The following is a 16,352-nucleotide window of genomic DNA, read 5'->3' as shown; positions in this document are numbered from 1 at the left end:
CATGCTCTGGTTTTCTCTGTTATGTATTGGATGTATTCCTATAAAATCATAGTTTTATTTTAATAAAGCTGCTTTAAGTTCACGCATCTCTTGTTGCATTTTTTGGGTTTCACGTCTCATAAGAGCCATCTCTAGGAATTGGCATTCATCAGCACGAATCCCCCACATGAATCCACCTTTTACGACTTCAATTGTTTCTCCAGTGAATTCACCTGTTTTAGAATCTACTTTGTTTACAAATTCAGAATCCCATTTGTCATAACAAAGTAATCCAATTTCAGTTGCATCTAAGCCATGCTTTTTAAACACTTCATCAATTCTCTGAGCAATGACACCAATATGCCATCTTGCAGAACTTCCTTTTTCACTTACTGCATCTTTAAACTTAAATCTACAGAAATCTACTTCAGACCATGCATCTAGCCATTCGTCAGGAATATCAGTGATGTTTTGCTTGTATCTCTCATCAGAAGTGTTGATTGTTCCATTTGAAGCATAGATGTTAGCCCATCGTCTTGAAGGAGCACCTAATGATTGAGAAGCATCCGTGTCAGGTCGCAAGTTTGCACGAAGGTTCATAATATTATTTCCCATATCACCATAGATGAAAGGAGAGGCATTGCCGTCATTTCCATAATCAATCCATAACAATCGATCTTGGTTGCTGCTAGGCATCGCTTTATTACCGATGATAATAGAATTATTGCCAGTATAGTTGATACCAGCTTCAGTACCTACAACAACGTTTCGACTACCATTTGCACCATTTAGAAGTGTTCTAGCACCGATAGAAACGTTCGCTTCACCATCTGTTTTGTTTTGATGAGCATAAGTACCAATAACGGTATTTAAAGTGTGAGATGCATTCTTATTTCCGTTTGATCTTTGACCTGCTTGATGCCCAATGAAAATATTTCTAGTCCCGAATACGTCATAACCCATTGCGTTATTACCGATAACAATGTTCTTTTGACCAGTTTGGTTATACTTCATTGCATTTCTACCAATACCGATATTTTCTTTACCAGCAAGGTTGTTGGCCAATGCAAATGCACCAATAGCAGTACATTTTTCGGTAGTATAAGATCTTGCGAGAGCTTGATATCCAATTGCGGTATTATGGATACCTCTAACCAATTGAAGCAAGGCGTTACGACCAATTCCAGTATTCCCTAGCACTTGAGATGAAGAAGTTGCTGCGGGGAATCCTCCGCCCTCGTTAACAATAACTGCACCTTGTGGAGCAGGGTACCCAGTAGGCTGAATTAATTTTTCAACTTCAGGGTTCATCTGTTTCAAGATGTAAGAATCTGTTCCTGAAATATTCCAAATGTTGTTTAAATCCTTCTCATTAAACCACAATTCATGCCTAGATACGATCGGATCTTTAATACCAGCCCATTTTAAGGAGTTGTTTCCGATAGCTGTAGTACGGCTGTAATAGCTCCCTTGTGCTAGAGAACTTCCACCAATTGAAACGTTTGAGTATTGGGTTTGGTTGTTCATCTGGGATAGGAAGCCGATAGCCGTATTTTGCTTTCCAGAAGTAAGATTTTTTAAAGACTCTTCGCCCGTAGATGTATTTCCATAAGCATCTAAAGTAATTTTATATCCTGAGTTTTTGCCATAGAATTCATTGAGGATAGGTAGAGGAAAAGATGTAAGAGGGAATAGACGCTGGTCTCTTTTTTGACTTGGGGGAGCAGTTGCGTTGAAAGCTTCTCTTTCTTTGACAATAAGAAATGCACCATTACCAAAATAATTTCCTTTTAAATCGGCTTGATCAGCTAAATATGTGCCTGGTGGCACAAAAATAGGATACTCATTATTAGACAATGCTTCTGCTGCAAGAAAGGCTGGAGTGTCATCTGTTTCACCATCTCCAACCGCTCCTAGCCATTTAACATTTATCCCACGCTGATTTAGTTCTTTTTTGATTGTGTCCACAATACTTCCAGTATCACCTGCAAGCTCACCAATGTCTCCAATTAAATCAGCCATTTCTTTTAGCTTATCAGTAGTTGTTGTAGACAGGTTTGTTACCGAATCTAGAATTCCATCAAATTTGGCTTTAATTTCAGGTGCGGTATATCCAACACCGTCAGATTTCAGCAATTCAATGGCCATTGGTACATATTCACCAGTATCAGGATGTGGCATTCTAAAACCCATTAATTAATTCCTCCTTTATGTGTATCAATCAGGTTTATACCATATCTGTCCTGTTTCTGGAGCTGCGTTAGAAATAACAACTCTTTTCTTTGTAGGACTTAAACTCTCATCTTGATACCAAATATAATTTAAACTGTGTGGCTCATAAGCACTCAAAAGAATATTGAATCCTTCATAGACTTCTGAAACACCTATATCAACCCATTCGAATCCATCCCATCGATAAACTGTTTTTATGTTCTTAACAGCGACAGTCCAACCAACTTGAGGGTTTGGATATTCAACAATTAAATCTGAGTAGTTATTGACAGACGGGTAGTATTTTTTCTTTGTTTCCTCAACGACACGTTCATACTGTGAGGTGATTTGACGGCACCAAGTAGTTATCTCTATACAGCGTTTGATGACCCGTTCGCATTCTAAAATTCTCTCGTTCATTCGAATAATACAATCCTCTGCTTCATCAATTAAACCTTGAAGTGTTTCAACTACTGTATTACCTGAACGTTTAACCCAAATACGGGCAGCAGGGTAGAAATATGCCCCTTCACCAATGTATTTAACCTGAAGTTGTTTACCTTCGTTGGAATCATTAAAAAAGATAACCCCCATCATGTAATCAACACGATAACAATCATCTTCTAATTCACCATCTTCAATTTCTTTCCATTCTTTGTTTCCGCCAGTAATAACAACTCTGTTTTCTCGATTGGGGTTTTCAGTTAAAAGTATTCGTCCGTTAAGAATAGAGTGTGTTTCATCGTAACTCATGTATGGATCATCGTAAGTGTCTTTTCGTTTGTGGTATAAGATTGGATCATTATAAAGTTTTGGGAAATCCATTTAGAATCACTCCTTTCTTATAAATTTCTATACGCTTCGAAGAAGTATGTGACCCCTTGTTTGTTGCCTTTTAAAGAAGAGTCTGAACCAGTGGAAAAACCAAGCTCTAATAACCTTCCATTTGTGTTATCAGGAAGATTGTTTATTCCTTTAAAATAGATATTTGATTCGAATATTTCCTCCACATAACCACCACTTGTGCTAACAATAGCTAATGCAGGATCATTTTGAACTGTTGATTTAACCTTAACTAGAGAGGGGGGGAAGGGGAGGGGGATTGCCCTGTTTTGAATCCCATTGCCGATGTATGTACCAACATAACTAATTTGCTGAAGATTGGTCGACTTAATTTTTCCGTTAGCATCTAATGCCGCAACTCCATTTGGTGAATCTTTTGCTGTGTTTAGAATAAAGTCTTTGTCTGTATACTCACCTAATTTAGATGCGCTGCCTGATATTGATGCTGAAATCACACCGTTGTCATCTCTAACAGGTATAGTGTTCGGTTCCTCATGCAATGCAGGAGGAATACCATTTAATGAGTCTGCATTTCCTGCAGATTGGACAATCCACTTTTCGCCATCATACAATTCAGATTTATTAGTTGTAGGATCAATCCAGAGAGTGTTGATATCTGGACTAGAAGGCTTTTCAGGCGTAGAAATCTGACGTATTCCGTTTACTTTACCTTTAACCTCAACAGTATTGGATGGTCTGTAAGGATTCTCACTTGGTGTTTGTGGTTGAACTATATCAGATAACAAAACACCATTTGAGCTAATAGAAGTTTCAACATTTCTATATGACTGTACTCCAAAAGTGAAATATTTTGTTGGAACTTGTGAAGTAAAGGTAGCTATTCGCTTATCATATCTAACAGAAATTCGTTGCTCCTTAGCTAACGAAGCTCCGAACAAGTAGGTATCTGAAGATGTGTCAGGATAACAATGCACAATGAAACCGTCTATATTGTATTTATCTTCATCAGAGGTTGGATAATTCCATGATACTGAAATATCAACAGATCCATTTTCGTTTACTTTGTGAGTGACAGAGTCCATTCCGATAGTAGGAGGAGAGGGAGGGGTGGAAATACGATCATTACGTGCATTGTAGTTAGTAGTAAGTCGATTGTAGTCAATTTTACGAGTGTTGAATTCAGTCGAAGCTTTATCAACTTTATAAAGCAATTGAACAAAGTCATCTTCTTTTTTAGTTTTTTTTCCATTTGAGACTGTTACAGATATAGACGTATCGTCAAAATTCAAGCTCATACCTGTCAAAGTTGCTCTATATTCAGTTCCAAATTGCTTGTCTTGAACCCTAATAATATCGCCTATAGAGATTCTATTCCAGTATTCCTTTTCACTTAGAGCATTATAAAAATTGACTATATTCGTTTTGATGTCAATTGGAGGAGATTTCCGCTTATCTAACTCTTCATAGCTTTTTTCATATAATTCCGTTTCATCAAATATGTTGTCGTTAGTCCATTCATCTTCATGAACAAATTTAGACAATTCAATTGACAGTTTCTCACCTAAAAAATTATTCATGTCTAATCGTTTTCTAAGTTTCTCAATCTGATCGTTAATTGAAGAAAGTTTTGCATCGCTTTGACCAATCTCAGCCTTTTTTGCGTCTACCTGTTTGCTCTTGGCATCCCTTTGTTTAATTAAATCCTTAGTATCGCCATTGGTTTCTTTAACCACTTCAATACGATCCAGAATTTGTTGCAATTCTAGACTTTTCAGCACGAACAGTTCATTTTCCTGAGCCATCTTATTGGCTTCAATCCGTTTTTTTTCATTCAACAGAGCTTTAAATACTTCAGATTCCTTGTTTACCATTTCGTTGTAGTCTAACAAGGAATGGCATAATTCGTTACTCATGTAGTCACTTTTTTTAATTACATTCCTTTTTTCATCACGTTGAAATGGACTTAAAAAGAAGCTAAAGTCATCCAAGTAACCTTGACCTGTTGGATTAACTGAATTGATAACAATTCCGTCTTTTCCAGTAACATGAAGCCTAGTCACGACATCTTCCATGCTTCTAGTATCCGTCATATCAATCATAAAGTTATGAGATGAAATCTTAACACCCTTGTATTTAGATACACTGTCCTTTTCGAAGAAGGATACTTCATTGTTGATAGTGTCAAATGCAGGAACAGCATCAAATGTTTCACAAATATTCCTTAGAAAATCAAATCTTGATGTAATTGATCCGATGGAAAATGATCGTCTTTTTTCATTAAGCGTACTTTCAATTTCACCTATATGCCAACTAGTTCCTTTAAGACAAACTTCACCAATTTCTTGTAAATTCTTTGATATACCTTCATACTGCCTGATTTTTGGCTTGTTTAGCATGTAAGGAGAGAGTTGGCAATTTACTTGTATCTGTTCTTTTTCAATAGTGTTATTTTTGGTAATACTGTCAATCACATAATACTCAGTTCGGTTAAAAAAAGTGGCCTTAATCAAATACCATTGCTTGATAAGTTGAGCAATGTGGTTAGTTTTTATTTCATCACCATATCTAGCTTTAAGAGGTACGCTAAAACTCAAATCATTAATGGCTGCATGATTTAGGTTGACTGAAGCGTTATTAAAATCAACAATATTTGCGATTTTCTTTTTGTTCGTCTTACAAAGCTCTAATTTAAGTGCACCTGGCTTGAATTTAAGCTTTCCTAAATTCATAGTAACCTCCTTAATAGTATTTGAACCGATAGTTAAATCTTATCAAGCAAGACCCCTCAACTTTGATTCTATTTTGACCCTCACCAAGAAACACATAGCTTTCGTTTGATTGTTCATAGCATTCGTATCCATTCAAACTGGATTCCATTAACTCTTTTACTGAGTCTATTTTTAGAATTTCTCTATCTTTTAAATCATCAATTGTGAAAGGAGTTCGGTAAGCACTAAGATTCGTGATTGTTACATTGCCATCACCTATTTTTTGAATCTCCATTGAGAGAGGGACAGTTATATCTCCTTTATTGTCAAAAGTGAGAATGTTGCCTATTTTATTTGAAGGATTTATCCATGGTGTTGAGATTTTCGTACTGTATTTAAAAGGGAGGACTTTCATAGTTAATCTTATATAACCGTCCTCAGAACAGTTATGTACTAAATCCATAGCATTCAATGGAATTGCGTAGTAAACGATATCTAAATTCGAGCTGAAGGAGAGGGGAGAGTAGTCAGTAACCGTCAACCATTTTGCAATCTCTCTTAGTTTCTTTTGAGTTAGATTTCTATTTTTATAAAATCCTTCACGGATGTTCTGGTCAACATAAAAGTTTAAAGGCATCTCAAAAGGTTCATAAACAATACTGTCAACGATAGGTTCAGGCCTATCTTTCAGAAATGTTTCATTTATTGTCTTTCCCGCTAAAAAGTTCTCTTCTTGTAGGCCTCCTTCGGTATTAACATTAACAACACTCATATCAATAGATCTTATATGATTAAATAAAAAATATTGGCTTTCTTTTATCATTTAAAATCTCCTTAGTTAAAAGGAAAAGAGCCTGATTTCAGACTCTTATACCTTACCTTTCATTTGCTTTAATCCTCTTCTGATATTTTCCAAAGCATTGTTTGCGCCATTTTCATCACCAACCATCTTATCAATCTGCAAGGTTAGATTGTAAACATCGCCCTGGTCGTTCGAGACAGAAGACATAACTGTAGACTGAGGAGCTTTTGTAAGTTTTGTGATAGCGCTAGGAATAATGCTAATGGCGGATGATGCGCTCTTAACAATGTTCGCTCCCGCTAATTTAACTGCTTCAGTCGGAACGTTAGACAAAACTGAGTTCAACTTTTGTCCAGTTCCCCATTTCGGGGAAAACGGCACATCAATTTGGCTGATGTCTCTAACGGTTTCGACAGCTTTAAGCATATTTTCAGTGTCAGTCTTGTTAAGAACTAGCTCTTTATCATGGAGTACGGCTAGCTTGCCACTCCCCAAACCAGTGCCTGTGTAACCGCCTGTGTCAAAAGCAGCTACCTTTTTACCTGTTGTGTTACCCTTAACAACAACACCTAGAGCATTTGAAGCCTCTTTAAGCTTATCAATTAAGTTGTTAGAGATAGACTTACCGATTAACTCCATGTTTGAATTAATAAACTTAGTGAACTCAGAAAGCTGTTTATTGATGTCACTAATCTTACCGTTCATCAATTTTCCTTCTAAATCCTTAAATCCACGTTCATCATTTACAAGGTCATCATACTTGGTGTTAATTGATTTTTCGTCTTTTTCAAGTTGATCTTGAAGCGCCTCTTTACGCTTGGAGTTTTCACGATCTTTTAGGAATTGATCTAAATCAAGCTGTTCTTTTTGCATCTGTTCAGTAAGTTCTTTTACTTTCGACTTACCAAACTCAGAGTCATCGAGCGCATATTGATTTATCTGATCTAAAAGCTTTTGGACGCTTTCCTGACGATCTTTTAAATCCTTTTGGAACTTAGCTTCATCGTCTTCCTTGTCAATACCATCAATGATATCTTGAGTAGCTTTCCGATGAGCTTCAAGCTCAATATCACGCATCTTTTCGTACATCTCTTTATAAATGGAGACAACTTCATCAGCAAGCGACTTATAAATATCCTTAATACTTTTCTTGGTCTGATAAAGCTCTAAGTTGAAATCCTTTTGCTTATCTTTCCAAGAAGATATTTCGTCCGAAATTTGTTTTTGGATTTCAGGGAAACCCTTAGCTGCTTTCTTTTGTTTCTCTAAATCTTTTATGTACTTTGCAGCTTCTTTTTGTTGTTGCTGAATCAGCTTGATTTGCTGACTATAGTACATAACTTTATCTTTGTCTTCTTCGGTTGTCTGTATCTTGATATCGATGTTCTTAAGCTTTGATTCAGTCTTTTTGACTGACTTATCAATGTTATTAAGAATTTGATCAGTTTTAGATTGAACAATAGTAGCCTGTAACTCATAAACCTGATCTTTGATGCTGATGAGGTCAAGTTTAGCTTGTTTTAATTCTTCACGTAATTGATCACGTTGAGCAGCGTTTAATTGCTTATTTTGCTTTAACTCTTTGTTAATCCAACTAACTTTTTGACTTTGAATCTTTTGTTGTGCTTCAACTGCTTTACGTTGCTCATTCGTGTATTTTCTAAACTGAGCACTGTCATTGAGATAACGACTAGCTTTAGATTGATTTTGAGCAACTTTCAATTCTAAATCAGATTTACGTTTTTCAAATTCATCAAGCTTAGATTGGACTAGTTCGTATTGCAAATCTTGAATTTGGTCTTTAACAGAAGAGAGGTCGCCTTCAAGTCCCAGTAAATCAGATTTAGCTTGTGAAATGGCTTGTTGACGTTCAGCATCAGAACTAGACAGGTCAGAGCCAATTTGTTGCATGTAGGCTTCGGGATCAATCGGTTTACCGTTTTTCTCGATCTGCATATGAAGGTGAGTGCCTGTAGAGTGACCAGTGCTTCCCATTTTACCGAGAGTTTGGCCAGCCTGAACCTTTTGTCCAGCTTTAACATTGAGTCCTTTTTGCATATGCATATACTTAGCAACTGTGCCATCATCTTGTTGAACAACGACCCAATAACCAGCAGATTTAGAGTATGCGGCTGTGAGGACTTTACCTGATTTAAGTGATTTGATAGGAGTACCAGATTTAGCAGCCAAGTCTAAACCTTTATGAGGAGTGGAGCGCAATCCTTTTTCTTGCTGACCAAAGTGAGATGTTCTTCTCATGGAGTCATAGTAACCAGCAGCTGATCCACCACTAGAGGATAGAGAGCCACCCATTTGTTTAAAGTAGTTATTTACTTTCTTTACGTAATTCTGGGTTTCCTTAAATGGAGGAATACCGCCATACTTGGTTACATTTCCAGGCCCCGCATTGTAGGCGGCTAATGCCTTTTCAATCGATCCAAACTTATCAAGCATTTGCTTAAGATATTTGGTACCGCCCATAACGTTTTGATAAGGATCTTTTGAATTTTTAACTCCAAGACCTCTAGCTGTAGCTGGCATAAGTTGCATTAATCCTGTTGCTCCAACTGATGAACGAGCATTTGGGTTGAAGTTTGATTCTTGCTTAATAACTGCAGCAATTAAAGCAGCTGGGACATTGTATTTCGATGCAGCCTGATTGATAATATTTGAATACTTACCAGAGTAAGAACCGCCTGAAGCAGAATATGAAGAGCTAGAAGGGGAGTAGGATGAAGAAGAATCAACAATACCCGTTTGAGCAATGTAGCCAGATTTAATTTGCTCTTTAAGAAGCTTAATCTGACTTTTAAGAAGTTTTTCTTTTCGTTCTAACGCCTTGATTTCCTTCTTAATGGAATCACGATATTTCTGTGACCATTTAGGGTAGTCATTAGTTTTTCTGTTTTGTTCTTCAATCTGCTTATTGACTCGCTCTAATGCTTCTTTATATTTGTCTGCAACATAGATTGAATCTTTCGTTGATTTTGAAGCCTTGTCAGCTGAATCCGACATTGTTTCAAAAGACGTTCCTGTTTCATTTAAAGATGCTTGAGTTAATTCTGAAAGCTTATCTAATTCTTCTAGTTGGTCAGTGATACCAGATAATTCACCAAGATCTCTTTGAGCAGCCTTAAATTGTTCAATCGCAAGTTGATCTTGCTTACCATTGGTCATTTTCAAAGAATCTTCTTTTAACTTTTCCAACTCTGCCTTTTTTCTCAATGCATCTTGAACAGTTTTAATTGCTGTGATTTCAGATTTGTAATACCCGATTTTCTTATTTAAGGCATTCGCTTGATTCAATAACTCTTGTTTTACGGAAGTTTGCATATCTGCATATGCTTTAACCTTAGCGTTTCGTAGCTTGATTACTGCATCACGATTAATTTTCACAATGCCGTTTTCAACTGAAATCGCACCTGCTAAATCTTTTTCCTTTTGGATAAGCTTCATCGCTTCTGAAGCAGAAATAGATTTACCTTCTGCCATTTTTTCCAGTAATCCATTGAGAGGGGATACCTGATCAGCTAAATCATCGTAGACATCGCCTTGCAAAGCTTCCATTGCCGCTGTAGCTTGGCCAGATTGCAGTAATTGATCTAAAACATCTACAGTAGCTTCAATGTCGCCTTTAACTTCTTTGAGTTTGTCAGATAGATTTCCAACTGATTCACCTAACTCATCTACACCTTCACCATTCTCGTTCCAAACTACCTTTGCTGAATCACCAGCATTTTTAGCCTGATCTAACGAATCTTTAAGGGTAGAGTAGGAGAGGTTCAAGTTATCAACTTTTACTTTTCCATCTGAAAACTCAGTAATAAGAGATTTTAGTGATGCTGTTTGCTTATCAAACTCTGAACCATTGCTATTATTAAGAGACTTTTGAAGGGAGTCCATTATTGTAGCTACTTGCTGCGAAAAGCTCTTAAGTTGTTCAGGACTTAACTTGCTGAAGTCCATTGTATTCAGGATGTCAGTTATGGACTTTTTAATATTAGGGTTAATATCAATGGAGTTAAACGCACTGATTACATCTAATACTGAAGCTTGAATCTCTGCATTTGCACTTACTATTGATTGTTTCGCACGCAAGGCTTCACGTTCGTATTTGTATCCTTCTTTTACGTAATCATCATCATTAGCGAAGGGGTTTTCGAAGATTCTTGTAATCCAACTTGAACCTTCTTTGTAGTTATCAGCTAAAGTTTTATTAGCTTCCATTTCTTTGTTCAAATCTTTTAGCTTTTTAATTTGATCTTCAAAATTAGAAGCTGCGTTGTCTTTCAAATCACGCTTATTGAAGTTTGCCATCTCTTCAGTGTATTTAATTGCCTCTTTTAAGGCTTCATTGTTCTTTATGATGGCATTACCTTGAGCGTCATATCCTTCAACTAGGTTGGGGAATGTTGCTGCTAACTGTTGTGAGACTGATAAGTACTCTTGTTCTTTTTCAGGCGTTAATTGGTTGTCATCTTTAGCTTTACGAAGTTCTTTATACTTGTCAATTAACCCTTGAGTAGCTTCTTTGTTTGTAGTCCACGCTTCGATGGAAGTTTTTTGCGCTGTTTCAAATTCCTCTTGAGCTTTTTTGGCATCAGCATAAGTGCTTACAAGCTTTTCGACCACAAATCCAAGAGCGGCAAAAGCAGCAATAGGAAGGGCGGTTCCAGCTAAAAATATACCTACTGATCTTGCAGCTTTACCTAGCGCTGCAAACGAATGCGATAATATATTAGTAGTAGCTGTTGCAGTTGCTGCTTTTATAGAATAGGTTTGCAGATTTGCAGGGAGTGCTCTTAGCGTGTTTATTATCTGATTTCCACTTTGCATTGACGTACTTCTAAGTGCAGATGAGAACAATAATGTGGCGACTGTAGCTGTTCCGAAGGCAGGGGCGAGGAAGCCGATGTTTTTAACTAGCCCAGTTGTTAACCCCATGAAATTTCCTAGCGCTTCTGTAGATGCGATAAGACCATCTGAAATGAAGGCATCACTGGCGGCAACAGCAAATTCAGTAACCGTATTTTGAAGGCGGTTTATCCGTGCCTGTAAGCTATCAGCATACTTTTCTTGTTCTTTCCATGCCGAACCCATTGAGTTTGCAGACGTGTTAGCTGCGTCTTGATAGATTGAGTAGTTATTCAGTAGGGCGTTAAATCTGGACAATTGATAAATACCAGCTACACCAATGGAAGTGTTTTGCTTCTGGGCATCTGATAGGCTATCCCATTTTTCCGCAACTTCTCCAATAAGTTCGCTAGAGGTCTTTGCTTCTCCAGCAGCAGTTTGTACAGAGATCCCAATTTGATCTAATGCTTTAATTGAACTTCTGTTGTTGCCTATTCTTGCAAATATGGTTTTTAACGAGTTCGATTCTGTTACTTCACCTTAAAGGTTACTGACCATTAATGAATGGCGGTGGGGCACTTCAACCACACTCTCTATGTTTCCATAGAAGTTCAGACTGTCGCTTCACAAAAAGTGTCTCTTCGCTCAGTCGTTCAGGCTGCCATTACGCTTGCCCCTTGTTGTCCTCGTCTATACGTTAGGAGTTCCAAGTCAATCAGAAGAGATTTAAAGTCAGCAATTCGTTTACCGACTATATTTCCGCTTTCTCGTGTGGTGCTTCCGATGGCCGCAGTATAGCCAATTAAGTCATTTAATTCAACACCGAAGGTGGAAGCGGTACTTCCAGCTTTTCTTATCGAATTAGCCATGTCGAGCGTGGTTATACTAAAATTATTGTCAACTTCATTGAGCTTATCAGCGATAGAAATTGAGTCTTTTGCGGAAATATTAAAGTTAAGCATAGCAGCAGTAAGTGAATTTACTGTGTCTGTTGCGCTCAAATCTGAAATATTCTGCAAAACTTGTGCAGTTTTCGTTAAATCGGATAATTCATCTGCTTGGAAGCCCATACGCCCAAAACTTCCCGTAATTTCAAGAACATCTGATACTTTGTTTGATAATTCATTACTTAAATCTAATGAAGTTTGAAGGAGCTCATTGAATTTGTAATCTGGCAAATCCATGACTCTTCGGATATTTGTCATTAGAGTGTCGATTTCGATTGCTTGCTGGGTTATATTTTTTAAAGCTGTAATAGCTCCATAAAATATAGAACCTGAAAGCAAATATGCTGGAATACGACTAAAAGCATCGCCCAATTGTTGTCCAAACGATGTAGCTCTTTGGGTTGAGTTTTGAATAGAGCTTGAAAGCTCTCTAAATTGCATATTGAGGTCTTTAATTTTTGAAGATAGTGCAGGGGTTTTAGAAGTGAGCTGAGTAACAGCAAGAAGGTATTCTTGAATCTGTGCCTTACTCTGATTACTTAAGTTATTGCCATACTTACTCGTTAAATTGTTTGCATTTAACTGAGCTTGCCTTTGGTACAGTGCAATCGTTTGCTTTAGCTCGTTATTCTTTGCAACAGCAGACGACTTGTCATCTAATGTACGAATTTTTTGCTTGAGGGAATCAATTTGGGCTGAGGATTGAGCAAGGTTGATTTTACGACCAAGGGAAGAGAGGGTGGTATCGGATAAAATACCTTGCTCACGAAGTCTTTGAAGAGAGGCGTTTAACGCATCAATATCTTTTCTTTTTTTATCGAAGTTAGTGGAAACAGTAGAGTTTTTTACATTTCCTTTTTCATCGAGATTGTATGTATAATCCTTGTAACCATCACGATTTTTCTGAGTAGAACCAGTAACTTTACCTTGAGCATTCATTCTCTCGGTATTTTTAACGACTTGACCAAGTTTTTGTTGTGCGGAGGCTAAATTATTTGTTTCTTTAGTTTGCTCTTTAATTTTTTCGGTTGTTCTCTGGAGAATTTCGCCACTGCGCTTATGTTCCTGAGTTACCTTAGTGACATTCCCATTAAGATGTTGAGTAATCTTAGTCGTTTCTTTAACGGTATCATTATAATTTTTTAAATTGGACTGATATTTGTCCATTGCAGCAGTGAACTCTTTTAAAGCCTTTAACGTATTGTTATCGATGTTCGTTTTTAATTCAAGTGAATTTAGTTTAGTCTGTAGCTGTCTAATTTGCTTGTTCAGGTTTTCGGTCGTTTGTGGAGATGTGTCTGCTACAGGAGTAACGAATATTTTTAGTTGTTCGCTCAATTAATTGCTCACATCCTTTCATTCCATGCGGGAAATTGTGTTTGATTAAGCAGTTTATTACAGCTATACTTTTAACATAAGGTAAATGGGGGAACGCCATGAATAAATCCATATTATTTATATTGGGAACTATTGTTATCTTGTCTGGATGTGGACAAAACAAGGTAACAGAAGAATCTTCTAGTACTAAAACTGTAATCGCTAATGAAGAAAAGAGTTCCGCTAATGATAGTCATAATTTAACTGAAGAAGATAGAAAGCTTATACAGCTTATAAAGGAAGAAAAATTTGATGAGGTTATCAGCAAAACTTCTGAATTGAACAACGTTTTTCAAAAAGATTATTATTTTATAGCTTCTGCTTTTAAAAAAAATAAAGACTTAAATGAAAAGAAAGCAAACGTTGAGAACTATGATTCATATGCATACATTGAGGCCATGCTAGATAAAGTTAAATATTCAAATGATCATAGTGATTTGAACTTTAAGCAATTCAAGAAAGATAATTTAGATAAAATCAAATCTTTAGAGACTCTCAAAAACCAAAACGAAGTAAAAGATAAGAATGAGACTGAAGAATATGAAAGAAAGAAACAAATAGAGGATAGGACGTTGAATCCACAAAGCATATCTATTGGAATGACGGAAGATGATGTGTTAATAAATGGGTGGGGAAGACCGACAAAGGTAAATACAAATATCACAAAAAATCGAACCTTAAAACAGTGGGTTTATAAGGGAAACAAATATTTGTACTTTGAAGACGGAATATTAACATCAATTTCTAAATGAAGCCTTATTGAAGAAGCTGTGCCGTTTGTAGGAGAATACATTCAGCACAGCTGTTTTTACATTCTTCTTTATCCTTCTTCGGATTCGTTCACTTCATAATTTAACTCATAGGCTTCGAGCTTTAATGTTTCTCCATGCCTGTTTATCAAAACAATCTCAAGTATGTCATTAAATTTAGCTAATAGATGGTCAGTAGATAAATCAGCTTCCTGTTGTGATGAAGAAGTCTGTTCAACCATTGCAACTACATCTAGCATCACAGGATTAACATACTTGTTCATCTCGCTTGAGCCAACTTTCCTCTAGTTTTGTTATGTTTTATTGATTTTATATCAAGAGCAATTATCTTCAATAATTCAGATACAACTGATACAAAGGCAAAATTAAGAGATTGCTTATATTTTAATTCTCGCTCTTGGAGCACATTTTCAATCTTCTTCATTATTTCAATTCGAGAATCTGATAGTGATTTTTTCTTATCGTTTCTTCGATGTTTTGAGCTTCTTTTATAATCTAATCGGATTCTATTTTCTTTGTAATAATCCACACATTCCTTATAAAGTTCATGCAGATTTTCAATCCCACAATTTCTAAAAGTCTCTTCTAATAATTCGTAATTAAAAAGTTTCTGCTCTCTTGTGGCATCTTCAGCGACATACATACCACTTTTGCGAATTGTAGGCAGTACGTCATGAGTCACCCAACGTTTAAATTGTTTCGCTTCGGGTTTGCGACTTTTTAAAATCAATGTATATAAACCTGGCTCATTGATGATTAATGTTTTTTGACTTCTACCTAACACATCGGTGACCGGAACAGTATTCCGCTCATCATTGTCCAAAAGATTAACTGACTTTCTTCCATCAGTCATACCTAATACATCACATACATCCTTTGCAACAAACCAAATTTCCTCATCTCTCATAAACGTTCTTACATTATTCCCTTTATAATCAAAGACTTTTTCAAAATTATTCATTTTTTAATCCCCCAATAAAATTATTCCAAGAAATACTCACGTTATGTACCTTAACAGTGCCTAATTTTTTACCGTTCTTGTGCATAAGCATCAATTCGTCTAGTTGGACTCTTTCTTCTGAAATAGAGTAATAAGACTCCAATATGGCCAATTCCTCTTTATTAGAATCAACACTTTTTGAAACGTCTAACAATATAGTCCCAGTAACATTGTTAACTGACATTTCTACTCCTCCTTGTACCTTTCATAATCGCAACTTACTAAATAAATATATCACCTCACTGTTAATTATGAACACCACGATGTTCTTTATGCCCTTATGATATACACTGTAATGTGCAAAGTCAACAATTAGTTTCAATTATTTTATTTGTGGTGTATAATTTAAACATTAAGTGATCGTATAAAGGAGAGTCAGTACTTGATCAAAGTGCATTTATCAAGAATTATGGGAGATAGAAGAGTTAATATTGCAGAATTATCAAGAATAACAGGTCTTCACAGAAACGGTATAACAAGGCTTTACCATGAAGAAACCGATGGAATTAAATTTGATACTCTAGAAAAAATTTGCAACGCATTAGACTGTGAGATAGATGATTTACTTGAAATCATAGAAAAGGAGTCTTAAGCAAAAGTATTGCAAGTGATGTTATAATTAGAGGAGAGGTGAAACAAAATGGACGAAAAGCTATTTAATTTAATTGAACAATTGGCTGCGGACGTATCAATCATCAAACAAGATGTGAAAGAAATTAAATCCACAGTTACCAAGTTGGAAGAAAATGAACCTGAAGAAATTATGGCTATGCTTAAATTAATCAAAAAGGATCTCGAACGTGAGCTTAGATACACAGATAAAAGATTCTCGGAAGTGGATAGAAAGATCTATGACTTAGAGGAACGACTAAATAACTGAATGAAATGGCGCTCTAACTC

The 16,352-nt window shown here is 36.3% G+C and carries 10 protein-coding genes and 2 pseudogenes; 3 read left to right on the top strand and 9 right to left on the bottom strand.

Translation table 11 applies throughout. From position 1 onward, the window contains the following. Positions 1-54: 54 nt before the first annotated feature. From C5695_RS10980 to C5695_RS10955, 6 genes and pseudogenes are all read right to left on the bottom strand, one after another. On the bottom strand, positions 55-2,172 hold the full coding sequence (locus C5695_RS10980; protein ID WP_117730768.1) for a tail fiber domain-containing protein: 2,118 nt from the start codon (positions 2,170-2,172) through the stop codon (positions 55-57). A gap of 24 nt (positions 2,173-2,196) precedes the next feature. Beyond that, positions 2,197-3,015 (bottom strand): hypothetical protein, encoded by an 819-nt coding sequence (locus C5695_RS10975; protein WP_117730767.1) that lies wholly within the window; start codon positions 3,013-3,015, stop codon positions 2,197-2,199. A gap of 17 nt (positions 3,016-3,032) precedes the next feature. Next, positions 3,033-5,723, bottom strand: coding sequence for a DUF7359 domain-containing protein (locus C5695_RS10970; protein WP_117730766.1), 2,691 nt, complete (start codon positions 5,721-5,723; stop codon positions 3,033-3,035). Between the two features lie 10 nt (positions 5,724-5,733). Further along, the gene (locus C5695_RS10965) at positions 5,734-6,525 is read right to left on the bottom strand and encodes a phage tail domain-containing protein (protein ID WP_117730765.1); all 792 of its coding nucleotides are present in this window, start codon (positions 6,523-6,525) and stop codon (positions 5,734-5,736) included. Positions 6,526-6,570: 45 nt separating this feature from the next. Further along, a pseudogene (locus C5695_RS20830) lies at positions 6,571-11,880 on the bottom strand (phage tail tape measure protein); the annotation flags it as partial. Between the two features lie 224 nt (positions 11,881-12,104). After that, positions 12,105-13,643 (bottom strand): annotated as a pseudogene (locus C5695_RS10955) (phage tail tape measure protein); the annotation flags it as partial. 98 nt (positions 13,644-13,741) lie between these two features. Between C5695_RS10955 and C5695_RS10950 the strand changes: the two are divergent. After that, positions 13,742-14,434: a hypothetical protein gene (locus tag C5695_RS10950; protein ID WP_117730762.1), complete on the top strand. Its 693-nt coding sequence runs from the start codon at positions 13,742-13,744 to the stop codon at positions 14,432-14,434. A 68-nt stretch (positions 14,435-14,502) separates the two neighbouring features. Here the strand turns inward: C5695_RS10950 and C5695_RS10945 are convergent, their stop codons facing one another. Genes C5695_RS10945 through C5695_RS10935 form a run of 3 tightly spaced genes read right to left on the bottom strand, consistent with a single transcriptional unit; the run spans position 14,503 to position 15,636 of the window. Continuing rightward, positions 14,503-14,715: a hypothetical protein gene (locus tag C5695_RS10945; protein WP_117730761.1), complete on the bottom strand. Its 213-nt coding sequence runs from the start codon at positions 14,713-14,715 to the stop codon at positions 14,503-14,505. After that, complete coding sequence (locus C5695_RS10940) at positions 14,712-15,413, bottom strand: BRO-N domain-containing protein (protein WP_117730760.1); 702 nt, start codon at positions 15,411-15,413, stop codon at positions 14,712-14,714. The genes C5695_RS10945 and C5695_RS10940 overlap by 4 nt, the downstream gene beginning before the upstream one ends. Then, positions 15,406-15,636, bottom strand: coding sequence for a hypothetical protein (locus tag C5695_RS10935; protein WP_117730759.1), 231 nt, complete (start codon positions 15,634-15,636; stop codon positions 15,406-15,408). Before C5695_RS10935 ends, C5695_RS10940 begins: the two co-directional genes overlap by 8 nt. A 198-nt stretch (positions 15,637-15,834) precedes the next feature. On the opposite strand from C5695_RS10935, the gene C5695_RS10930 reads away from it, so the two are divergent. Together C5695_RS10930 and C5695_RS10925 are read left to right on the top strand one after the other, a co-directional pair. Next, positions 15,835-16,044 (top strand): helix-turn-helix domain-containing protein, encoded by a 210-nt coding sequence (locus C5695_RS10930; protein ID WP_117730758.1) that lies wholly within the window; start codon positions 15,835-15,837, stop codon positions 16,042-16,044. A 48-nt stretch (positions 16,045-16,092) separates the two neighbouring features. Further along, complete coding sequence (locus C5695_RS10925; RefSeq protein ID WP_117730757.1) at positions 16,093-16,332, top strand: hypothetical protein; 240 nt, start codon at positions 16,093-16,095, stop codon at positions 16,330-16,332. Positions 16,333-16,352: the final 20 nt, after the last annotated feature.

The sequence above is a fragment of the Bacillus pumilus genome, assembly GCF_003431975.1.
Classification (GTDB): domain Bacteria; phylum Bacillota; class Bacilli; order Bacillales; family Bacillaceae; genus Bacillus; species Bacillus pumilus_N.
The sequence above is the reverse complement of the archived record's forward strand: the minus strand, read 5'-3'. Positions and strand labels throughout refer to the sequence as shown.